Annotated in this window: 19 protein-coding genes; 8 read left to right on the forward strand and 11 right to left on the reverse strand. The window is 67.7% G+C overall.

Annotation, left to right across the window (positions count from 1 at the left end; all coding sequences use genetic code 11):
• Nucleotides 1-33 precede the first annotated feature (33 nt).
• Nucleotides 34-1,419 carry an amino acid permease gene (locus tag QZM72_RS08725; RefSeq protein ID WP_301737841.1) on the reverse strand — a complete coding sequence of 462 codons (1,386 nt, stop codon included), beginning with the start codon at nucleotides 1,417-1,419 and terminating at the stop codon, nucleotides 34-36.
• A 322-nt stretch (nucleotides 1,420-1,741) separates the two neighbouring features.
• On the opposite strand from QZM72_RS08725, the gene QZM72_RS08730 reads away from it, so the two are divergent.
• A complete protein-coding gene (locus tag QZM72_RS08730; RefSeq protein ID WP_069616529.1) occupies nucleotides 1,742-2,215 on the forward strand; it encodes an Lrp/AsnC family transcriptional regulator in 474 nt (157 codons plus the stop codon).
• A 33-nt stretch (nucleotides 2,216-2,248) separates the two neighbouring features.
• Here the strand turns inward: QZM72_RS08730 and QZM72_RS08735 are convergent, their stop codons facing one another.
• Nucleotides 2,249-3,160, reverse strand: a complete 912-nt coding sequence (locus QZM72_RS08735) for an EamA family transporter (protein WP_089469753.1) — start codon at nucleotides 3,158-3,160, stop codon at nucleotides 2,249-2,251.
• A 345-nt stretch (nucleotides 3,161-3,505) separates the two neighbouring features.
• On the opposite strand from QZM72_RS08735, the gene QZM72_RS08740 reads away from it, so the two are divergent.
• The gene (locus QZM72_RS08740) at nucleotides 3,506-5,182 is read left to right on the forward strand and encodes a phospholipase C (RefSeq protein WP_301737842.1); all 1,677 of its coding nucleotides are present in this window, start codon (nucleotides 3,506-3,508) and stop codon (nucleotides 5,180-5,182) included.
• A 95-nt stretch (nucleotides 5,183-5,277) separates the two neighbouring features.
• Complete coding sequence (locus QZM72_RS08745) at nucleotides 5,278-6,699, forward strand: cytochrome-c peroxidase (protein WP_301737843.1); 1,422 nt, start codon at nucleotides 5,278-5,280, stop codon at nucleotides 6,697-6,699.
• A 25-nt stretch (nucleotides 6,700-6,724) separates the two neighbouring features.
• Here the strand turns inward: QZM72_RS08745 and QZM72_RS08750 are convergent, their stop codons facing one another.
• From QZM72_RS08750 to QZM72_RS08770, 5 genes are all read right to left on the reverse strand, one after another.
• On the reverse strand, nucleotides 6,725-7,465 hold the full coding sequence (locus QZM72_RS08750) for a class I SAM-dependent methyltransferase (protein ID WP_301737844.1): 741 nt from the start codon (nucleotides 7,463-7,465) through the stop codon (nucleotides 6,725-6,727).
• Between the two features lie 78 nt (nucleotides 7,466-7,543).
• A complete protein-coding gene (locus QZM72_RS08755; RefSeq protein ID WP_301737845.1) occupies nucleotides 7,544-8,839 on the reverse strand; it encodes an FAD-binding oxidoreductase in 1,296 nt (431 codons plus the stop codon).
• Nucleotides 8,836-9,591: an amino acid ABC transporter ATP-binding protein gene (locus tag QZM72_RS08760; protein WP_301737846.1), complete on the reverse strand. Its 756-nt coding sequence runs from the start codon at nucleotides 9,589-9,591 to the stop codon at nucleotides 8,836-8,838. Before QZM72_RS08760 ends, QZM72_RS08755 begins: the two co-directional genes overlap by 4 nt.
• Nucleotides 9,588-10,244 (reverse strand): amino acid ABC transporter permease, encoded by a 657-nt coding sequence (locus QZM72_RS08765; RefSeq protein ID WP_089469747.1) that lies wholly within the window; start codon nucleotides 10,242-10,244, stop codon nucleotides 9,588-9,590. The genes QZM72_RS08760 and QZM72_RS08765 overlap by 4 nt, the downstream gene beginning before the upstream one ends.
• Nucleotides 10,245-10,332: 88 nt before the next feature.
• Nucleotides 10,333-11,109, reverse strand: a complete 777-nt coding sequence (locus tag QZM72_RS08770; protein WP_089469746.1) for an ABC transporter substrate-binding protein — start codon at nucleotides 11,107-11,109, stop codon at nucleotides 10,333-10,335.
• Nucleotides 11,110-11,268: 159 nt separating this feature from the next.
• Here QZM72_RS08770 and QZM72_RS08775 point away from each other — a divergent pair, with 159 nt between their 5' ends.
• On the forward strand, nucleotides 11,269-12,060 hold the full coding sequence (locus QZM72_RS08775; protein WP_089469745.1) for an IclR family transcriptional regulator: 792 nt from the start codon (nucleotides 11,269-11,271) through the stop codon (nucleotides 12,058-12,060).
• Nucleotides 12,061-12,398: 338 nt separating this feature from the next.
• On the opposite strand, the gene QZM72_RS08780 is transcribed toward QZM72_RS08775, so the two are convergent.
• Nucleotides 12,399-13,733 carry a chloride channel protein gene (locus QZM72_RS08780; RefSeq protein WP_301737847.1) on the reverse strand — a complete coding sequence of 445 codons (1,335 nt, stop codon included), beginning with the start codon at nucleotides 13,731-13,733 and terminating at the stop codon, nucleotides 12,399-12,401.
• A gap of 167 nt (nucleotides 13,734-13,900) precedes the next feature.
• Nucleotides 13,901-15,142, reverse strand: coding sequence for a cytosine deaminase (gene codA, locus QZM72_RS08785; protein WP_301737848.1), 1,242 nt, complete (start codon nucleotides 15,140-15,142; stop codon nucleotides 13,901-13,903).
• 337 nt (nucleotides 15,143-15,479) lie between these two features.
• Here codA and QZM72_RS08790 point away from each other — a divergent pair, with 337 nt between their 5' ends.
• Both QZM72_RS08790 and QZM72_RS08795 read left to right on the forward strand, forming a co-directional pair.
• Nucleotides 15,480-16,622, forward strand: coding sequence for a porin (locus QZM72_RS08790; protein ID WP_301737958.1), 1,143 nt, complete (start codon nucleotides 15,480-15,482; stop codon nucleotides 16,620-16,622).
• Between the two features lie 229 nt (nucleotides 16,623-16,851).
• Complete coding sequence (locus QZM72_RS08795) at nucleotides 16,852-17,154, forward strand: DUF4148 domain-containing protein (RefSeq protein WP_089469742.1); 303 nt, start codon at nucleotides 16,852-16,854, stop codon at nucleotides 17,152-17,154.
• 112 nt (nucleotides 17,155-17,266) lie between these two features.
• Here QZM72_RS08795 and QZM72_RS08800 read toward each other — a convergent pair whose 3' ends face one another.
• Nucleotides 17,267-18,214, reverse strand: coding sequence for a LysR family transcriptional regulator (locus QZM72_RS08800; protein WP_089469741.1), 948 nt, complete (start codon nucleotides 18,212-18,214; stop codon nucleotides 17,267-17,269).
• Nucleotides 18,215-18,413: 199 nt separating this feature from the next.
• On the opposite strand from QZM72_RS08800, the gene QZM72_RS08805 reads away from it, so the two are divergent.
• Both QZM72_RS08805 and QZM72_RS08810 read left to right on the forward strand, forming a co-directional pair.
• Nucleotides 18,414-20,597 carry an FUSC family protein gene (locus tag QZM72_RS08805; protein ID WP_301737849.1) on the forward strand — a complete coding sequence of 728 codons (2,184 nt, stop codon included), beginning with the start codon at nucleotides 18,414-18,416 and terminating at the stop codon, nucleotides 20,595-20,597.
• A gap of 135 nt (nucleotides 20,598-20,732) precedes the next feature.
• On the forward strand, nucleotides 20,733-20,945 hold the full coding sequence (locus QZM72_RS08810) for a hypothetical protein (RefSeq protein ID WP_301737850.1): 213 nt from the start codon (nucleotides 20,733-20,735) through the stop codon (nucleotides 20,943-20,945).
• A gap of 147 nt (nucleotides 20,946-21,092) precedes the next feature.
• Here the strand turns inward: QZM72_RS08810 and QZM72_RS08815 are convergent, their stop codons facing one another.
• Nucleotides 21,093-22,202: a P1 family peptidase gene (locus QZM72_RS08815; protein WP_301737851.1), complete on the reverse strand. Its 1,110-nt coding sequence runs from the start codon at nucleotides 22,200-22,202 to the stop codon at nucleotides 21,093-21,095.
• Nucleotides 22,203-22,228: the final 26 nt, after the last annotated feature.

The following is a 22,228-nucleotide window of genomic DNA, read 5'->3' on the forward strand; positions in this document are numbered from 1 at the left end:
CTCGTTTGGAAGAATGGTCGGTCGTGGCCTGCGTCAGCGTGCGGAGGCGCCGTCGTGCACCGCAAAGCCGGCATTCTTCTGACGGAAGCGATACCCGATCGCGAGCACCGCGAGCCATACCGGGATCAGGTACACCGACAGGCGGAGATCCGGCGTCAGGTACATCACGACGAGAATGCCGGCCATGAATGCCAGGCACAGGTAATTCGTGAAAGGATAGCCCAGACTGCGGAAGGAAGTCTGCTCCCCCGCAGCACGCTTGGCCTGGCGGAACTTCAGGTGAATCACCGTGATCATCGCCCAGTTGATGATCAGCGCCGACACGACGAGGCCCATCAGCACCTCGAACGCCTTGCCCGGCATGAAGTAGTTGACCAGCACGCACACGCCGGTCGCGAGCGCCGACGCGCCGAGCGCGGCGAGCGGGATGCCGCGCTTGTTGACCGAGCACAGCACCTTCGGCGCATTGCCCTGTCGCGCGAGGCCGAACAGCATCCGGCTGTTGCTGTACACGCCGCTGTTGTAGACCGACAGCGCGGCCGTCAGCACGACGACGTTCAGCACGTTCGCGACCAGGTTGCTGCTCAGCGCGTGGAAGATCAGCACGAACGGGCTGCCGCCGGTGACGACCTTCTCCCACGGATACAGCGACAGCAGCACGGCCAGCGCGCCGATGTAGAAAATCAGGATGCGGTAGATGACCTGGTTGGTCGCGCGCGGAATGCTGCGCTTCGGATCGTCCGCTTCGGCCGCGGTGATGCCGATCAGCTCCAGCCCGCCGAACGAGAACATGATCGCGGCCATCGACATCACGAGCCCGGACACGCCGTTCGGGAAGAAACCGCCGTGCTGCCACAGGTTCGCGATGCTCGCTTCAGGCCCCGCATGGCCGCTCGCGAGCAGCCAGCCGCCGAAGCCGATCATCCCGACGATCGCGGCGACCTTGATGATCGAGAACCAGAACTCCGTCTCGCCGTACGATTTCACGCTGGCCAGGTTCAGCAGGTTGATCGCGACGAAGAACACCAGCGCCGACACCCAGGTCGGCACGCCGGGCCACCAGTACTGCACGTAGATCCCGACGGCCGACAGCTCGGCCATGCTGACGAGGATGTACAGCACCCAGTAATTCCAGCCGGACAGGAAGCCGGTGAAGTGGCCGACGTATTTGTTCGCGAAGTAGCTGAACGAGCCGGCGACGGGCTCGTCGACGACCATCTCGCCGAGCTGGCGCATGATGAAGAACGCGACGATGCCGGCCACCGCATAGCCGAGCAGCACGGACGGGCCGGCCATCCTGATTGTCTGCGCGATGCCGAGGAACAGCCCCGTGCCGAGCGCGCCGCCGAGCGCGATCAGCTGGATGTGCCGGTTCTTCAGCCCGCGCTTCAGGCCGTCGCTCTCGTTTCCAGAAACCATGTCTTCTCCATTCTGCCCGCCTCCGCCGGAAGCGGTGCGGCGCGCCTCGGTGTGCCGGGCGCTGTTTTGCTGTGCCGGCGATCGTTCGTGGGGGCGCCGGGTTCGGGACTGCAATCTTCGCGTGCGGCCGCAACCGATCCGCGTCAGCAGGCCGGCCAGACCGCCCGCCGAGTCGCCCGCTCACGCCGCACTGCTGCGGCCGCACACGAAAATCCGGCGTCAGTTTAGCGTCGCGACCGCGAAATCGGGTTGCGTAACCCGCTCATGCAAACCCTACATTATGAGATAAGATTGCATCCGGGAGACGAATGAGGAAACAAAAATGCCTGACCCGGTTCTCGATCGTATCGATCGCCAGTTGCTGTCGGTGCTGCAGGAGAACGGCCGCGCGTCGAACCTCGATCTGGCGAAGGCCGTGGGGCTGTCACCCGCGCAGACGTTGCGACGTCACCGGCGGCTGGAGGAAATCGGCGCGATCCGCCGCTACGAAACCCGGCTCTGCCCCGACACCCTCGGCTTCGGCGTCACCGCGTTCGTGCACGTGACGATGGAGCGCGGGCATATCCGCGATTTATCGAAATTCCAGAAGCTCGTGTCGGATCTCGCGCAGATCCAGGAATGTTTCTCGGTGACGGGCGACATCGACTACGTGCTGAAAGTCGTCGCGCACGATCTGAAGGGGCTGTCGCGATTCCTGCTCGAAACGCTGATGCGCATTCCCGGCGTGAGCGGCGTGCATTCGAGCGTATGCCTCGACGAGATCAAGTGTACGAGCGCGATGCCGGTGGAAAGCTGACCCACCCGGCCGGTGCGTACCAGGCGGATGCGTTCACCGCACCACCTCGAACGCACTGATCAACAACGCGCCCGCCGCGATCACCGCGCAACCGGCCGCCCGGCGCGGCGTCAGCCGCTCGCCGAGATACACGCGCGCGATCAGCGCCGCGAACACCACGCTCGTTTCCCGCAGCGCCGACACCGGCCCCATCGGCGCGCGATCCATCGCCCAGATCACGATGCCGTACGCGAGCGCCGCGAATACCCCGCCGCAGGCGGCCTTCGCCGTCTCGCCAACCGCCTGCGTCAGCCGCAACGGCCCGGCCCGCAGCCGGTAGTAAGCGGCCATCATCGCGCCGGTCAGCACGAACATCCACGCGGTATAGCCGACCGTGCTGCCGCTCTCGCGCACACCGATCCCGTCCACCACGCTATATGCCGCGATCGACACGCCGGTCGCGACCGCGGTCGGCAGCACCTGCATCATCCGGTGTTGCGCGCCGCGTCCGCGCTCCAGCCCGATCGCCATGATGCCCGCGCAAATCAGCACGAGCCCGCATTGCGCGCCGACGTTCAGGCGCTCGCCCGCGAACGCCGCCGCGCCGAGCGTGACGAGCAGCGGCGCCGTGCCGCGCGCGACCGGGTACGCGACGCTCAGGTCGCCATGCTCGTAAGCGCGGACGAGCAGCAGCGTATAGACGACGTGGATCACGGCCGACGCGACGACGCAAGGCCAGCTCGCGGGCGCGATCGGCGCGGCGGCCGGCAGGAACAGCAGCGCGAACAGCCCGATCGCGATCTGCAGCACCGTCGCCGAGCGCAGCCGGTCGCCGCTGCTGCGCACCAGCGCATTCCATGACGCATGCAGGAACGCCGCGCACAGAACGGCAAACAGAACGGGGATCGGCACGCTGAAACCTCGCTGACGGGTGGGAGGGCCGCGCGGTGCGCGGCAGGCGTCCATCGTATGAACGCGTCACCGGATTGTCAAAAACGCGACGCTCGACGCGCCGTCAACGTTCCGGCCGCGTGCTCCCATCGCCCGCCCGGCAATGCTTGCGCCGCAAGCAGCCGCCACGCCACGACATGTGACGCGGAGGTTGCGGGCGCCCCATCCCTTTCCATTCTCTTTCGTCTCGCGCCGCACCGTAATGAAACCGATACCGGAGCGCAACCGTCGCGAAAACACTCCGTCCCCATATCTTCACACGCGGCTGTTCCAATGCGCGTGCTCTCTCGCGAGCTTCGCGCCGAACCGACACGGCGACGGGGCCGCTCTCCACCACCGAAGACCTTTTGGAGTTTCCCGATGTTCCGTCAAGCCTTGCTCGTCACTGCCTGCGCAGCCGCAGCGCTGGCGCTGTTCGCCTGCGGCGGCAGCGACGATTCCACGCCGACGCCCGCCGTGTCGTCGCAGGATGCGCTGCAGACCGCCACGCCGATCAAGCACGTCGTCGTGATCTACGGCGAAAACGTGTCGTTCGATCACTATTTCGGCACCTACCCGAACGCGTCGAACCCGGCCGGCGAACCGGCGTTCACCGCAAAGGCCGGCACGCCGACGATCAACGGGCTGACGGGCACGCTGCTCACCGCGAACCCGAACTTCACTAACACGGCCAACGGCACCGACGCGGCGAACCCGTTCCGTCTCGACCGCACGCAGGCCGCGACCGCCGACCAGAACCACGCGTACACGGCCGAACAGCAGGCCGAGGACAACGGCCTGGCGGACCTGTTCCCGAAATACACAGGCAAGGGCTCGTCCGGCGGCGCCGGCGCATTCGGCACGAAGGGCCAGGTGATGGGCTACTTCGACGGCAACACGGTGACCGCGCTGTGGAACTACGCGCAGCGCTTCGCGATGAGCGACAACACGTTCACGACGGGTTACGGCCCGTCGACGCCGGGCGCGCTGAACCTGATCGCCGGCCAAACCAACGGGATGCAGATCGTCAAGACCTCGAAGCAGCCGTCCACGCTCGCCGCCACGTCGTACTACATCAACGACGGCCAGACGGGTTACACGATGATCAACGACGTCGATCCGGGTTACGACGTGTGCTCGAGCAAGACCGACCAGGCGATGATGACCGGCAAGAACATCGGCGACCTGCTGAACGCGGCCAAGATCACGTGGGGCGGCTTCATGGGCGGCTTCAACCTGTCGACGACGAACGGCAACGGCACGACGGGCTGCGCGCGCAGCACGGTCGCCACCGCCGTGAACGCCGCGACGGCCGACTACATCCCGCACCACAACTGGTTCCAGTACTACGCGTCGACCGCGAACCCGCAGCACACGCGCCCGAGCTCGATCGCGGCGATCGGCTCCAGCGTCCAGACCGACGGCAAGACGGCTGAACCGGCGAATCACCAGTACGACAGCGACGACTTTTTCGCGGCAGTGAAAGCCGGCAACTTCCCGTCGGTCAGCTTTCTGAAGGCACCGGCCGCGCAGGACGCCCACGCTGGCTACTCGGATCCGCTCGACGAGCAGGTGTTCGTGACGAAGGTGGTCAACTTCCTGCAGCAGCAGCCGGACTGGCAGAACACCGCCGTGATCGTCACCTATGACGACTCGGACGGCTGGTACGACCACGTGTACACGCCGCCGACGCACGCGTCGTTCGATGCCGTCGACCAGCTCAACGGCGCCGGAAAGTGCGGCACCGGCACGGCTGACGCAGGCTTGGCCGGGCAGCCGGTCAACGGCCGCTGCGGCCCGGGTGTCCGTATCCCGTTCGTCGTCATTTCGCCGTACGCCAAGCAGAACTACGTCGATCACACGATGCTCGACCAGGCGTCCGTCGTGCGCTTCATCGAGGACAACTGGCTCGGCGGCCAGCGTATCGGCGGCGGATCGTTCGATGCGACGGCCGGCGACCTGCGCAACCTGTTCGACTTCACGTCGAAGCCGAACACGTCGCCGCTGTATCTCGACCCGACGCTCGGCACCGCACTGAGCGCGGCCCCGGCGATCTGACCGGTACTGCCTGACCGCATGGCCGGCGCGTCACGCGCCGGCCGTTTCCATTTCAACGCGTCGCTTCGTGCGGCGCCCGATTTTCGAACGACAGCATGACAGCTCGCTCCGCGTTTCCGTCTCCCGATGCCGCCGGCACGCCCGCGCCGCGCGCCCTTTCCCGCCTGCCGCGCCGCGCGGCGTTCGTGCTCGGCGCGGCCGTGCTCGGCTATGCCGCGTTCGCGATCGCGTTTCCCGCGCGGGTGCCGGCGGCGATCGGCACCGTGGTCGCCGACTGGACCGGCGCGAACCCGCATCCGGTCGTGCTGCAGCGGCCCGCCGCGCAGCCGCTGTCGGCGGTCGCGCAGCTCGGGCGCGCGCTGTTCAACGATCCGTCGCTGTCGGCGTCGGGCAAGCAGTCGTGCGCGTCGTGCCACAGCCCCGATCATGCGTACGGCCCGCCGAATGGGCTCGACGTGCAGCCGGGCGGCCTCGCGATGACGCAGCAGGGCTATCGTCCGCCGCCGTCGCTGATGTACCTGTACCGCCAGCCGAACTTCAGCATCGGCCCCGATGCCGGCGAAAACGATGCCGCGCCGAGCGTCGCGCAGCAGGCCACGGCGGCGGCCGGCGTCGTCAAGGCGCAGAAGGTGGCCGGCACGGCGGCCGCGCCGCAGCTCGTGCCGCAGGGCGGGATGTTCTGGGACGGCCGCGCCGATACGCTGCAGCAGCAGGCGTTCGGCCCGCTGCTGAATCCGGTCGAGATGGCGAATGCGAGCGTCGACGACGTCGCCCGCAAGCTTGCGCAGTCGTCGCATCGCGCGCAGATCGAGCAGTTGTTCGGGCCGCGCGTGTTTTCCACGCCGCAGCTCGCGGTGTCGGAAGCGATGTTCGCGATCGCGCGGTATCAGGTCGAGGATCCGTCGTTCCATCCGTACGACAGCAAGTACGACCGCTGGCTCGAAGGCCGCGCGCGCCTCACGCAGGCCGAGTTGCGCGGGCTGCGCCTGTTCAACGATCCGGACAAGGCGAATTGCGCGGGTTGCCACCTGTCGAAACCCGGCAAGGACGGGCTGCCGCCGATGTTTACCGATTACCAGTACGAGGCGCTCGGCGCGCCGCGCAACCGGGCGCTGGCGCAGAACCGCAACCCGGCGTTCTACGATCTCGGCGTGTGCGGGCCGTTCCGCGACGACCTGAAGGACCAGACGCAGTATTGCGGGATGTTCCTGACGCCGACGCTGCGCAATTCGGCGACGCGCCACGTGTTCTTCCACAACGGCGTGTTCCACACGCTCGATCAGGTGATGGCGTTCTACAACGAGCGCAGCATTTCGCCGCAGAAGTTCTATTCGCGCGGCGCGGACGGCAAGGTCGACGAATACGACGACATTCCGCCGAAATATCGCGCGAACGTCGACGTGACCGACGCTCCGTTCGATCGCAAGCCGGGCGACAAACCCGCGATGACGGCGCAGGACATCAAGGATATCGAGGCGTTTCTCGGCACGCTGACGGACGCCCCGGCGCAGCACTGAGCCGCCGGCCGGGCGCCGCGACGGGTCAGCAGCGCGCGCGGATGCACAGGAAGGCCGGCGCCAGCGACAGCTCCGCATGGAGCCGTTCGGATACGGCCTTCATCTCCGGCAGCGGCGTCGGTTCGACGAAGCGGTCGAGCCGCCAGCCGCCGTCGGCCACCGCGTTCAGGATGTCGGCGAGCGGCCGCCGCCACGCTTCGACGTAGGGCCGCGGTTCGCCGAACCCCGACCAGTGGAAACCGAAGCGTGACGTGTCGAAGTACGTGCCGTCGCCGCGCGTGCGTTCGTCCATCCAGTCGCGCATCGGATGCGCCATCGAGAACACGAGCGTCCCTCCGGGGCGTGCGACGCGCCGGAATTCACGCAGCGTCGGCGCGAGGTCGCGCACGTAGTCGAGCGCGAGCGAGCACAGCACCTTGTCGACCGATGCGTCGGGCAGCCACGCGAGCGGCGCTTCGAGGTCGCCTTCCGTGACGTCGACCGCCAGCCCCGCGCAACGGGTTCGCGCGAGCGCAACCATCTCCGGCGTCACGTCGAACGCACGCACGGTCGCGCCGTGACCGGCGAGATGCGCGCTGCAGATGCCGGGCCCGCAGCCGGCGTCGAGCACCGTCAGGCCGTCGACGTCGCCGAGCAGCGCCATCGTGGCCGGTCGCTCGTAGAGCGCGTTGTGCGCCTTCGTCGGCGCGATGTCCGCATAGCGTTGCGCGAAGCTCGCGTACGCGCGGCGGCCGGGTGATTCGTTCGGTTCGGTCGGTTCGTTCATGCGGTATCCGTCGGTCGAAACGGGGCAGGCCGATTCTGCCCGATCGGATAACGGATGGCGACTGCCGTCACGCCTGCGTCAGGACAGGCTGTCGAGCAAGCGATACCACGCGACGCCGGCCGCGATATAGAAGCGCTGCAGCCCGTGCAACGGGATCGGCCGGATCGGCGTGACCCGAAACGGCAGCGGCAGTTGCGCATCGCCCGACAAATGGGCGGCCAGATGCTTGCCGAGCGTCGTCGCCATCGCGATGCCGCGGCCGTTGTAGCCGAGCGCGATCGTCACGCCCGGCGCGGGCTCATGCACGTGCGGCAGGAAATCCGCGGTGATCGCCACGCGCCCCGCCCAGCGGTATTCGAACCGAACACCCTTCAGTTGCGGATACAACAGCGTCGTCGCGCGTTCGAGGTGGCGCCAGTCGCTCGGCGCGCGCGGGTCGGCAAACGGGCCGCGGCCGCCCATCAGCAAGCGCCCGGCCGCGTCACGGCGGAAGTACAGCAGCAGGCGCCGCGCATCCGATGCGACCTCGCCGCCGGCGAGGATGTCGCGACCGAGCGCCGGCGCGAGCGGTTCCGTCGCGACGATGAAGCTGTTCGCGGCGATCACCGACTGGCGCAAGCCGGGCCATAGCCCGTCGGTGTAGCCGTTGGTCGCGATCACGACGCGCTCGGCCGACAACGTCGCGCCGCCGGACGTCGTGATCCGCCAGCGGCCGTCGGCACGTGTCAACCCGACGGCGCGGGTCGAGCCGTGCACGACCGCCCCACTCGCCTGCGCGGCGCGCACCAGGCCGCGCGTATAGCTGAGCGGCTGCACGCTGCCCGCGCGGCGATCGATCCAGCCGCCCGCATACGCCGGCGTGCCGAGCCGCCGCGCGACGTCGTCGCGGCTCAGCACGTCGACCGGCGCGCCGCGCGCGGCCCACTGCTGCGCACGGCGCGCGACCGTGTCGAGCATCGCGGCGGTCGGTGCCGGCTGGATCCAGCCGGCGCGACGCGCATCGCAGTCGATTCCGTGCCGCGCGATCAGGTCGAACACGGTATCGGCCGCGCCGCCGACGATGCCGGCAAGCCGCTCGCCAGTCTCGTCGCCGAACCGGCGGACCAGTTCGTCCGGATCGTATTTCAGCCCTGGAATCACTTGCCCGCCGTTACGGCCCGATGCGCCCCAGCCCGGCTGCGCGCCGTCGATCACGCGGACGTTCGCGCCGCGTTCGGCCAGATGAAGTGCCGTCGACAAGCCCGTGAAGCCGGCGCCAACGATCGCCACGTCGCACGACACGGACGCATCGAGCGCGGGCGTATCCGGCGCCGGCGCGGCGGTCGCCGCCCACAGCGAATCCGGCCATCCGGGTGCCGCGTTCGTTGCGCTCATGTTCGATCCCGGTGATCGGCGCCGTCCGACGCCAGCAGACGACGCAGGAATTCCTGCGTGCGGGGATGGGCCGGCTGGGTCAGCACGTCGCGCGCCGGCCCGCTTTCGCAGATCGTGCCGTCGTGCAGGAAGCACACGCGGTCGGCCACCTCGCGCGCGAATGCCATTTCGTGCGTGACGACCACCATGGTCATCCCGTCGCGGGCGAGCCCGCGCATCACGCCGAGCACTTCGCCGACGAGCTCGGGATCGAGCGCCGACGTCGGCTCGTCGAACAGGATCGCCTGCGGCGCCATCGCGAGTGCGCGTGCGATCGCGACGCGCTGCTGCTGCCCGCCCGACAACTCCGACGGATACGCATTCATCCGGTGCGAAAGCCCGACCTTGTCGAGCAGCGCGCGGGCCTGCTCGCGCGCTTGGGCAACCGGCACGCGCCGCACGTGCACCGGCCCTTCCATCACGTTCTCGAGCGCCGTGCGGTGCGCAAACAGGTTGAAGCGCTGGAATACCATGCCGACCCGCATCCGCAGTTCGTGGATCCGCTTCGAATGCGCGTCGACTTTCACGCCGTCGATCGTGATCGACCCTTCGTCGTAGGTCTCGAAGCCGTTGATACAGCGCAGCACGGTCGACTTGCCGGACCCGGACGGCCCGATCAGGCACACGACCTCCCCCTGCCGCACGTCGAGGCTCACGCCCTTCAGCACCGCGTGCTGCTGAAACCGCTTGTGTATCGAATCGATCCGGATCATGCGCCTCTCCTCAGTGCGAGCCGCTTGCCGAGCCGGTTCACGCCGAACATCAGCGGCAGGCCGAGCGCGAGATACAGCAGCGCGACGAGCGTGTAGACGCTCATGTTCTGGAACGTCGACGACGCGATCAGTTGGCCGGCGCGCGTGATCTCGGCGACCGTGATCGTCGACGCGACCGACGAATCCTTCAGCAGCATCACCAGCGTGTTGCCGTACGGCGGCAGCGCGATGCGAAACGCCTGCGGCAACACCACGCGCCGCATGATCATCGGGCCGCGCATGCCGATCGCGTGCGCGGCTTCGATCTGGCCGTGGTCGATCGCCTCGATGCCCGCGCGGAAGTTCTCGGCCTGATACGCCGAGTACGCGATGCCGAGGCCCAGCACGCCGGCCTGGAACGCCGACAGTTGCACGCCGAGATCGGGCAGCACGAAGTACATGTAGAACAGCTGCACGATGATCGGCAGCCCGCGGATCACGTTGATGATCGTGCTGCCGGCCGTCGAGACGGCACGATGGCGCGACACCTTCAGCAGCGCGAGGATCAGCCCGAGCACCGAGCTGAGCACGAATGCGCATGCGGTGATCTCGATCGTGACCACCGCGCCCTTCAGCAGGATCGGCAGGAAATCGATCGCGTTCTGAAAAAACATGAGGTCTCCTATGCGACGACCGGACGGCGCGCCGCGATGGATGCCCGCGACGCGCGGGCGATGCGGGTCGGGAATCGAACGACGACGCTCAGCTCATGTGCCACTTCTGCAGGATCTGCTGCAGCGTGCCGTCGGTCTTCATCTTGCGGATCGCGCCGTTGAGCTGTTCGAGCGTCGCTGTGTCGCCCTTGCGCACGATGAAACACACCTGCCCCTTCACGACGCTCTGGTATTCGGGCACGAGCCGCACCTGGCGATTGACGCCGTGCTCGATCTGGTACGCGACGATCGGCTGGTCGGCGAAGCCGGCCTTGATGCGTCCGAGCGCGACGTCGCGCATGATGTCCGCGATCGAATCGTAGGTCCGGACTTCCTTGAAGATGCCCTTCTTGTTGAGCGCGTCGACGAACGCCGTGCCGACCTGCGCGCCGACCACCTGGCCCTTGAAATCGTCCATCGACGTATAGCGGCCCGGGTCGTCGGCCTTCACGATCAGGCCTTCACCGAACGAATAGACGGTGTCGGAGAAATCGACGACCTGCTGGCGCGCCGGCGTCTTCAGCATCGCGGCCGAGATGATGTCGATCTTCTGCGTGGTGAGCGACGGGATCAGCGCCGAGAACACGGTCTGCTGCACGTCGACGCGAAACCCGGCCGACTTCCCGGCCGCGGTGATCGCATCGACCATCATCCCCTGGATCGAATTGCTCTTGACGTCGAGAAACGTGAACGGCACGCCGGTGGCCGTCGCGCCGACCTTCAGCGTGGGCTCGGCCGCAACGGCACCCGCCGATGCCGTGGAGAGTGCGATACAGGTGGCGAAACCGGCGGCCAGTGCGCCGAACCGCTTGATGAACGGAACCATGGTGACTCCTCCTCGAATAATCCGGGCGCCGGCCGGTCGCTAATCGACGCTGCGACGATGACTTGATCTTAAAACGAATCAAAAATATCGCAAATAGATTTTTGCGTATCGATATTCGATACGATATGATGCGATATCGAATCGATCCCGCCCCTCGCCATGGACACGTCGCCCGACCAAGCAAACGATCTGCTGTTCAACCAGTCGCTGGAAAAAGGGCTGAACGTGCTGCGCGCGTTCAGCGCGAAGCGGCGCACGATGACGCTGGCGGAAGTGGCCGACGCGGCGGGGATGACGAAAAGCTCCGCGCAGCGGATGGTCTATACGCTCGAGAAGCTCGGCTACATCCGCAAGCATCCGGTCACGCGGCGCTACCAGCTCACGCCGCACGTGATGCGGATCGGCTTCAACTATCTCGCGGCCGATACGTTGATCGACGTCGCGAATCCGTTCCTGTCCGAGCTCACGAACCTGACCGGCGAAACCACCAATCTCACCGAGCCGGACGAGGATGAAATGGTGTACGTCGCGCGTTTCGTGTCGACGAAGTTCGTGCCGATCCACATGCCGATCGGCAGCCGCATCCCGATGTACTGCACCGGCTCCGGTCGTGCGTTCCTGAGCGCGTTGCCGCCGGAAGAAGCGCGTATGCGGCTCGACGGCATGGCGCGCACGCCGCATACGCCGCGCACGGTCACGGCGCTCGACGATCTCGTCGCGTTGCTCGACGGCGCGCGGCGCGAAGGCTACGCGACCAACCAGGAAGAACTGTTCATCGGCGACATGTCGATCGCGGCGCCCGTGCTCGGCAGCCAGGGGCAGCCGGTCGCGGCCGTGCACGTGGTCGCGCCGACGAGCCGCTGGACGTTCGACGACGCGCGCCGCAAGCTCGCGCCGGCGGTAATCGACTGCGCGCGCGGGATCAGCAATTCGATCCGGACGCTTGAGTAGCGTCGATGAAATGGCATGCGGCGCGCCGTTGCATTGAAGTTCTGGAGGCAAGTTCGTGAGCCGGCCTCGGGCGAGGTTTGTACGACGCCTTCGCCACGGCCATCGTCGGTTGAAACGCGATGCACGCCAACGCGGCAGCGATCCGGACTCCCCTCATGACAGGCTCCAGAAATTTGCGCGATCGGTACGATGGTTTTGCCAGCCAATCCACTCCGAGACGGAATTGAGGCGTCAGCGTTGCATGCTCTTCCCGTACCCGCGCAACGCCCCCAGATACGCCACGTCGTGGATGAATCGCGGCGATCGTCGATGCGTATTCGAGTCCTGGGGTAAGCCCGCTAGCGGGCAACCGCCTCCGGCGTGCTGACGGCGGCGATCGCTGTCGCTCGCCGCTCCGCCAGCTTCTGCGCAAGCCGGTACGCGACAAGCGAGCCCGCCACGGCCAGCAGCATGGGCACGAGGCTGTCGTGATTCGCACGCGTGAATTCGAGCATCAATACGACGGCCGTGATCGGCATCTGCATCGACGCGGCAAGAAACGCGGTCGCGCCGATCAGTGCGCATCCGCCGAGCGATGCGCCCGGCCACACCGCGCTCCACAGTCCGCCGAGCACGACCCCGAGCAACGCGCCGTTCGCGAGACCCGGCGTCAGCAGCCCGCCTTCCGCGCCGGCCCGCAGGCTGCCGGCCTCGATCAGCACCTTCAGCACGAGCAACGTCGCGGCGAAACCGATCGTCAGCGTGCCGTCGAAACCGAGCGACGCCGGGCCCTTGCCGTTGCCGAGCAGTTGCGGAAACCCCATCGCAAGCACGCCGATCACCGCGAAATTGAGCAGCGCGAACACCGGCAGCCGCCAGTCCTTCGGCGCGTTCGCCCGCGCGCGGCTCGTGAGCCGGACGAAACCGTACGCGGCGAAGCCGAACAGCGGCCCGCAGACGATCGACCATGCGACGAGCGGCGTGCTCAGCACGAACGCCGGCACCGTGTACTGATGCTCGTTGCCGAGGCCGATCCATGCGACGACCGCCGCGATCGCGGACGTGACGACCGCCACGATCAGCGCCCGCAATTCGAACGTGCCGAGCAGCACCTCGAGCACGAAGATCGCACCGCCGAGCGGCACGTTGTAGACGGCCGCGAGCCCCGCGCCGGCGCCGCACGCGACCATCAGCCGGCAGTCGTCGGGCGTGAGTCGCGCCGCGTGGGCAAACCGCCCGGCGAGCAGCGAACCGATCTCGCGCGGCGCGACTTCGCGACCGAGCGGCGAGCCGAGCGCGACGGTGACGATCTGCAACAGCGCATGAACCGTCGTGCTGACGAACGGCATCCGAGGATCGGCAGCACGCACCGCTCGACGGATGCTGACGAGCGGCCGGCCATACCGGTAAAGCGCCCACCAGCCGCCGCCGGCGACGATCCCGCAGCCGGCCAGCACCGCCAACCGGCGCAACGGCTCGGCCGCGGTCACGCCAGTGAGGAAGCTCTCGGGCCCGATCACGTGCGCGAGGCTGTAGCCGTACGCGAGGTGCTGGATCGCATGCAGCAGCAGCGCGAGCAGCATGCCGCCGAGGCCCGCGCCGAGGCCGGTCAGGACAGTGACGACGGCCATGCGCGCGAACGGACTGGCGGTCGGCGAAGCAGCAACGGGGGCGGACGGAAGATCGAGGCGCATGGGGTCGGCGAACGAAGAGGGAAAAGGACGGTGCGCAAAGGGGCACGCCATCGTCAGGACCGAATCGTAGGCCCCGGCCTCTCATGAGACAAACGTATTTTTCGAATCGACTGATGTATTTTACGAATACTTGACGGCCAGCGGGCCACGACGGCCCGCCTTTCTGATCAATCCGGATACGTGATGCGCTCCGGTTCACGCCGCATGATGACTTCCCCGTGGCGCACCGACAGCGTGGCCTTCGCCTGCCGGCGCACGGCTTCGTAGTCGCTGTCCGCGTCGAGCACGACCAGATTGGCCGGCCGCCCGACCGCGATGCCGTAGCCATCGCCGAGATGCATCGTCGTCGCGCTGTGGTCGGTCACGAAGTCGAGGCAGCGCTGCAAGTCCTGGTAACCCATCATGTGGCAGATGTGAAGGCCCGCGTCGAGCACGCGCAGGATGTTGCCGTTGCCGAGCGGATACCACGGGTCCTTGATCGAATCCTGCCCGAAGCACACGTTGATCCCGGCACGGTCGAGTTCCGCGACGCGCGTGACGCCGCGCCGCTTCGGAAACGTGTCGAAGCGTCCTTGCAGATGGATGCTCTCGGTCGGGCACGAGATGAAGTTCAGCCCCGCCCGCTTCAGCAGCCGGAACAGCTTCGAGCAGTACGCGTTGTCGTACGAACCCATCGCGGTCGTGTGGCTCGCGGTGACGCGCGCCCCCATGCCGCGCACGCGCGCTTCTTCCGCGAGCACTTCGAGAAAGCGCGAATGCGGATCGTCGGTCTCGTCGCAGTGCACGTCGACGAGGCAGCCCGTGCGTTCCGCGAGATCCATCAGGAAGCGGATCGAGCTGACGCCCTGCTCCCGCGTGTTCTCGAAATGCGGGATCCCGCCGACGACGTCCGCGCCGAGTTCGATCGCCTGCTCCATCAGCGCGCGGCCGCCGTCGAACGATTCGATGCCCTCCTGCGGGAACGCGACGATCTGCAGGTCGATCAGCCCGCGCGCCTCGTCCTTCACTTCCAGCATCGCCTTCAGCGCGGCGAGCGTCGGATCGGTCACGTCGACGTGCGTGCGCACGTGCTGGATCCCGTGGTCGCGCAACATGCCGATCGCCGCATGCGCACGCGCCTTCGTGTCCTCGTGCGTGATCGTCGCCTTGCGCTCGGCCCAGCGCTCGATGCCCTCGAACAGCGTGCCGCTCATGTTCCACGCGGGTTCGCCGGCCGTCAGCACCGCATCGAGGTGGATATGCGGTTCGACGAGCGGCGCGATCGCGAGCCGGCCGCCGCCGTCGATATGGTCGGGGTTCGTCGACGCGACCGGTGCGATTTGCGCATCGATCCGCGCGATCTTGCCGGCATCGACGCCGATCGTGAACAGGCCGTCGCGGCCGCGCAGGCGTACGTTGAACAGGTTCATGGGGTGGCCTCTTGTCGTATGCGTTGACACGGCCGCGCGATCTGCGTCGGCGGCCGTGCGGTCCGGGCGACCAGTATGGAGGAAAAGCGGCGATGCGCGCACGTACCGCGCATGTTGCATCGACACGACAGCCGGGCCGCGCCGGACGGAAGCCGCGGGCAGGCCGTCGCGCAGGAACCGCCGGCCGGCGCGGGCGCATCGCGTCGTGTCGGTTTTGTGAACGACTCTTGCACGATCCGGAACAGTGCGCTCGCGGCCGCTCGGCCCGTGCGCGCGACGCGCATTCCTATACTTGCGCCGAACTTTGGTTTCCCGTCCCACACGCAGGAGCTTGATGATGCAAAAAACCCTGATCGCCGGCGCGTGCGCCGCCGCCCTGTTCGCGCCGCTCGCCCACGCGCAGAGCTCGGTCACGCTGTACGGCCTGATCGACGCCGGCATCGCCTATACCAACAACGTGAACGGCGCGTCGCAGTGGCGCATGGCGACCGGCACGATCAACGGCAGCCGCTTCGGCCTGCGCGGCACCGAGGATCTCGGCGGCGGCCTGAAGGCGCTGTTCGTGCTCGAGAACGGCTTCAACGCGAACAACGGCGGGCTCGGCCAGGACGGCAAGCTGTTCGGCCGTCACGCGTATGTCGGCCTGAGCCAGGCCGGCTACGGCACGCTGACGCTCGGCCGGCAGTACGACACGATGGTCGACTTCGTCGCGCCGCTGTCCGCGACGTCCGGCGATTTCGGCGATGCAGGCTTCGCGCATCCGTTCGACAACGACAACCTGAACCACTCGCTGCGCATCAACAACGCGGTCAAGTACACGAGCGACACGATCGCGGGCTTCAAGGTCGGCGCGCTGTACGCGTTCTCCAACTCGGCGAACTTCAGCGCGAACCGCGCGTACAGCATGGCCGCGAGCTACACGAACGGCCCGCTAAAGCTGGCCGGCGCCTACCTGCAGATGAACGGCACGAAGGGCTCGACGAGCGCTAGCCCCGGCGCGACCGATTCGGCCGAAGCGAAGAGCCTGAACCAGGGCGGCTGGTCGATCGGCTCGGACCGCATGCGCTCCTACGGCGGCGGCGTCAGCTACGTGTTCGGCCCGGCGACCGTCGGCTTCGTCTACACGCGTTCGCAGTACGACAACACGGGCGCGTTCGGCTCCAGCGGCCAGATCGCGTTCAACAACTACGACCTGAACGTGCGCTATGCGGTGACGCCGGCCATCAGCGTCGGCGCGGCCTATGTGTACACGGACGCCAGCGTGTCGAATCCCGACAGCAAGCACGGCACCGACCCGAAATGGCATCAGGCGAACCTGCAGGCCGTGTACAAGCTGTCGCGCCGCACCGACCTGTACGCGGAAGCGATGTTCCAGCATGCGTCGGGCCGCGGCTACCAGGCGTTCATCAATACGTCGGGCGGCGCATCGAGCACCGCGAACCAGGTGGTCGGCACGATCGGCATGCGCACGCGGTTCTGACGGGCATCGCGCGACGTCGTCCGTGTGCACGGCGCCCGTGTGCACGGCGCCCGTGTCACACACGGGTCCGGCGGCCGCGGACGACGACGCCAATGTTGTTCCTTCTGGAACGCAGCCCTGCTGGAATCGGGGTGTTTGCACGCGGACTCGCTACGTAGACTGACGTCGAAGGTCGGCGCCGCGCACCGCGTGTCGATCCGGCCACCCACCCCTTGTTCAGGAGAACCTCGTGAAATCGCTCGTCGTTACCGCCGCCGCTGCCGTCCTGCTTGCCGCACCGGCCCTGTCGTTCGCCCAGCAGGCGAAGTCGCCCGTCACGCGCGCGCAGGTGCTGCAGGAGCTGATCGATCTCGAATCGGTCGGCTACAACCCGGCGCGCGGGGAAGTCGGCAACTATCCGGACGACGTCCTCGCGGCGCAGGAACGACTGCAGGCGAAGCGTCTTGCCGAGCGGAAAGCGGCGCGGGCCGCGTACGGCCCGGCCGGCGAGCCGGCAACCGAATCGGGCGCGGCGGCCAAGCCCGCGCTGTGACGACGCGCGTCGCTCGCATCAAGCGTGCATGGCGAGCGACGTGGTTTTGGCATGGTCATGAAATGAAGCAACCCGCCGCGCGCCGACGCGCGCGGGGTCCAGGCGGCCGCGCTCAGGCGGCCTGCGGTTCGCGGCCGATCGCGTTCAGCATCTCGACGTCGCGCGCGATCATCGTCGGCACCTGCGCACGCAGCATCTCGACCCAGGTCCGCACCTTCGCATCGACGAAGCGGCGCGACGGGTACAGCGCATACACGTTCATCTTCTGCAGGATATGCGCGGGCAGCACGCGGACGAGCGTGCCGTCGCGCAGCGCGTCGATCGCCGAATACAGCGGCAGCATGCCGATCCCGATGCCGTCGCGGATCGCGAGCGCGAGCGATTCGGCGGTGTTGGTCTGCACCGGCCCGGCGACGTGGATCTGCTCGACGCCTTCGGGCCCTTCGAGCACCCATTCGTGCGTCGGAAACGCCGGCGTACACAGCGTCAGGCACGCATGCGCGGCGAGATCCTGCGGGCGGGCCGGCACGCCGTGCCGTTTCACGTAGTCGGGCGATGCACACAGAATGCTGAACGTCGAGCCGAGCAGATGCGACACGAGTTCCGAATCGGGCAGCGACGACGCGGTGACGACGGCCGTGTCGCTCGTGCCGTCGAACAGGTCGGGCATGCGCTGCGACAGCGACAGCTCGATCGACACGTCCGGGAATTGCGCGTGATAGCGCGTCAGCGTGGGCAAGACATAGTGATGACCGACGCTCGCGAAGCTGTGCATGCGCAGCACGCCGGCCGGGCGCTCGTGCGCGCAACTCGCCTCTTCTTCCGCGCGGTCGACGTCGGCGAGGATCTGGCGGCAGCGCCGCAGATAGCTTTCGCCGGCCGACGTGAGCGCGAGACGCCGCGTCGAGCGATTCATCAGACGGGTGCGCAAGCGCGCCTCGAGCTCCGACACCGCGCGCGACATCGCGCCCGTCGTCGAATTCAGCGATTGCGCGGCGGCGGTGAAGCTGCCCGTCTCGACGACGCGCGAAAACACCCGCATGTTTTGTAGGGTATCCATTCCTGTGAGCGACCTGTAGCGGAGCCGCCATTTTCCTCCACCGGATGCGACAGATTGTTACTCCGGCTGCAACTATCGTTTCCCCGCAGCTGCGTTAATGCGCGGGCGCCGCACTCCTACAATCGGCGCCTCACCAGTCGAACGGACCCGTTCGGACCCGCCGCGGCAGCTCGCGCGGTCGGCCTTGGGCCCTCTTTTCATGAAGCCACCACCTGCGATCGCGCGACCTTCCATCGAACCGGCACGATGGAGGCGATGGCTCGATCCGCTCGGCAACGCGGCGCGCGACTGGGCCACGACCGACGGGATGATCTGGCTGCACCTCGCGAAAACCGTGCTCGCGGCGCTGCTGGCGATGGGCATCGCGATGCGTCTCGAGATGTCGCAGCCGCGTACCGCGATGACGACGGTGTTCGTGCTGATGCAGCCGCTGTCGGGGATGGTGTTCGCGAAGAGCTTCTACCGCGTGCTCGGCACGGCGGCCGGCCTCGTCGGCGCGCTCGCGCTCGGCGGGCTGTTCGCGCAGCAGCCGGAGCTGTACATGGCCGGCATCACGCTGTGGATCGGCGGCTGCATCGCGCTCGCGGTACGCAACCGCCACTTCCGCTGGTACGGCTTCGTGCTCGCCGGCTATACGGCCGCGCTGATCGGCCTGCCGGCCGTGATGACGCCGCAGACGCTGTTCCAGTCCGCGCTCACGCGCGCCGCGGAAGTCGCCCTCGGCATCGCGTGCTCGGGCGCGGTCAGCGCGCTGATCCTGCCGTTGAGTTCCGCGAAGGCGCTGATGCGCTCGTTGAGCGCACGCCACGCGACGTTCGCGGCGTTCGCGGCCGGCGCGCTCTCGGGCGACGTCGCGCGCGGCGATTTCGAGCGGCGCTTCGCCGATTTCGTCGACGATATCGTCGGCTTCGAAGCCAACCGCGCGTTCGCGTCGTTCGAGGATCCGCACATTCGCGCGCGCAGCCGCCGGCTCGCGCGGCTGAACAGCGAGTTCATGAACGCATGCACGCGGCTGCATGCGCTGCATCAGCTCGTCAAACGGCTGCGTGCGAGTCAGTCGGACGCGGTGCTCGATGCGCTGGCGCCGCACGTCGACGCGCTGGCGCTGCGCTTTGCCGCGTTACGCGACGAACGCCCGCGCGGCATCGCGCCGGCCACGGGCGCGCTGCTCGAACTGCGCCGCTTCCACGGTGCATTGCCGAAGGCCGCGCGCGCGTCGCGGCGGGCCATCGAGGACCATGCGGCCGGCGGCCTGCTCGACTTCGATACCGCGATCGAACTGCTGTACCGGTTCATCGACGAATATCTCGGCTACGTCGACACCTACGCGTCGCTCGATCAGGACGATCACGCGTTCGAGCGCTCGGTCACGCATTACGCGGTGAAAACCAATGCGTTCTTCGTCGGCTTCGCGTTCCTGCGCACGGTGGTCGCCGTCGGCGCGATGAGCGCGTTCTGGATCGCGTCCGAATGGCCGAGCGGCTCGCTCGCGGTGATCGCCACCGCGATCGCGTGCGCGCTCAGCTCGACGTCGCCGCGCGCGCCGAAGTTCGTCGCGCAAATGGGCGCGGGCGCGGCGTTCGCGACCGCGGTCGGCTATCTGTTCCTGTGCTACGTCTATCCGAACATCGACGGCTTTCCGCTGCTGTGCGCGGCGCTCGCCCCCGTACTCGGCCTCGGCGCGTTTCTCGCGATGCGACCCGGCCTGTCCGGCTACGGGATCGGCTTCGCGGTGTTCTTCTGCCTGCTCGCGGGCCCCGACAACACGATCGCGTATACGCCCGAAGTGCTGATCAACAACGGGCTGGCGGTCGTCGTCGCGATGCTTGCGTGCTCGCTCGTGTTCGCCGTCGTGTTCCCCACCCACATGCCCTGGCTCACCAGCCGGATCGCGCACGACTTGCGCCGCCAGGTGACGCTTGCGTGCGAAGGTGCGCCGGACGGCCTCGCGCAGCGCTTCCAGTCGAGCACGCATGACCTGATGGCGCAACTGCGGACGCTGCTGGTGCGCCGCACGCGGCAGCATCGCGATGCGCTGCGCTGGATGCTGTCGACGCTCGAGATCGGCCACGCGGTCATCGACCTGCGCGACGAGCTGCACGCGTTCGGCGCGGCGAAGCCGCCGCAGATGCTGCGCTGGACCGGGTCGATCGATGCGGTGCTGCTCGAACTGCCACGCTTCTTCGACGATCCGACGCCCGCCCACCATGCGCGCACGCTGAAATCCGTGAATCTCGCGATCCGCGCGGCGCAGCACGCGCTGCAGGCGTGGTACGCGGTGCCCGACGCGCGGCGCAACATGCAGCGGATCGTCGGCTGCCTGCACTTCATGCGCAGCGCGCTGCTCGACAAGGACGCACCGTTCAACCGGCACCGCCATTGAAGATCGATGCGCGCGCAACGGGATCGTTGTTCCGGATGGAAATAAGCTCTCCAGGCGTGGTGATTAATCTTTAAGCAGTGCGAGCCTATAGTTTCCTCACTGCCAGCGAGACTGGCACTCACCCAGGAGAAAAAAATGAAGCCGCTGCACCTCGCCCTCGTTGCCCTGTCGCTCACCGCTGCCGTCGCCCACGCGCAGCCGGCGCCGGCAGACGCCGCACCGCAACAGGCGAACCGCGCCGAGGCCGTCAAGGCCGCCGGCCGCGTCAATCGTGCGCAATCGAAGCAGGAAGACCCGAACGCATGCGTCGGCCCCGTCAGCTTCTGCAACATCTATTTCGGCAGTTGAGCATGACGCCGCGTCGCCACGGCCACGCCCGCATCGCCCGCATCGCCCGCACCGCATGCATGACGTGCGCGGGCGAACGGCGGTCCGGCCGATCGCCGCATCGCCGCCCTGCACCACGCCGCTTCGATTGAAGCGGCGCTTGCCGTTTCAGGCGCCGCGCCCCGGCCGCCAGCCCACTTCGCGCAACGCATCCAGCAAGCGCGCCTGCCCGAGCCCTTCGACCCGCGCCCCGCGCGACTCGACGTCGCCGCCTGCAACCAACGCATTCACGATCGCTTCCTCCACCGTTTCCGCCGCCGCGACGAACAGCGCGGAAATATGGTCGTTGTTGACCATCCGCACGTCGGTGGTCGGCGTGCCCTTGCTGCCGTAATTCACGGCAGGCAAGCCGGCGTTGCCGGTCGCGAACGCGAGGAAGATGTCGCCGCTCGAATCCTCGGTGCCGCCGCCGACGCGGGCGAGCCCCACACTCGCGCGCTGCGCGAGACGCCTGCATTGATGCGGCAGCAACGGTGCGTCGGTCGCGATCGTGACGACGATCGAACCCATGCCGGCCTCGCCTTTCGCTTCGGCTTCGCGAAACGGCGAATGCACGTGCCGCAGCACTTCGCCGACCGGGTAGCCGGCCACGCGCAGCATCTCGCGCACGCCGTAGTTCGCCTGCACGAGCGCGCCGACCGTCCAGCCGCCCGCGTCGCTCGCCAGCACGCGCGACGCGGTGCCGATGCCGCCCTTGAACTCGTGGCAGATCATGCCCGTGCCGCCGCCCACGCCGCCTTCGGCGACCGGCCCCGGCTGCGCGGCGGCCAGCGCGCGCTGCACGTGCGCGGCGTTCACGTGCTGCCCCCAGATGTCGTTCAGCAGCCCGTCGTAGGTTTCCATCACGACCGGCATGCACCAGTACACGCGGCCGGCCGCCGCTTCGCGTTCGTTCGCGACCAACGCGTCGCGCACCGCGCCGACGCTGTGCGTGTTCGTATAGGCGATCGGCGTGGTCAGCAGGCCGGCTTCGCGGATCCATTCGAGCCCGGTCGCGTCGCCGTTGCCGTTCAGCACGTGCACGCCCGCGAAGCACGGCGAATCGTGCGCGGCGCCCGCGCGCGGCTCGATGACGGTGACGCCGGTGCGGATCGATGCGTCGCCGTTCTCCACGTTCAGCGTGCAATGACCGACCCGCACGCCCGCTACGTCCGTGATCGCGTTGAAGCGGCCCGGCGTGCCGAGTCCGATGCGGATGCCGAGATCCCTCGTGCGCATGATGTCATTCCTCCCGTCTTTCAATG

Source organism: Burkholderia sp. AU45388 (assembly GCF_030481585.1).
Taxonomy (GTDB): domain Bacteria; phylum Pseudomonadota; class Gammaproteobacteria; order Burkholderiales; family Burkholderiaceae; genus Burkholderia; species Burkholderia sola.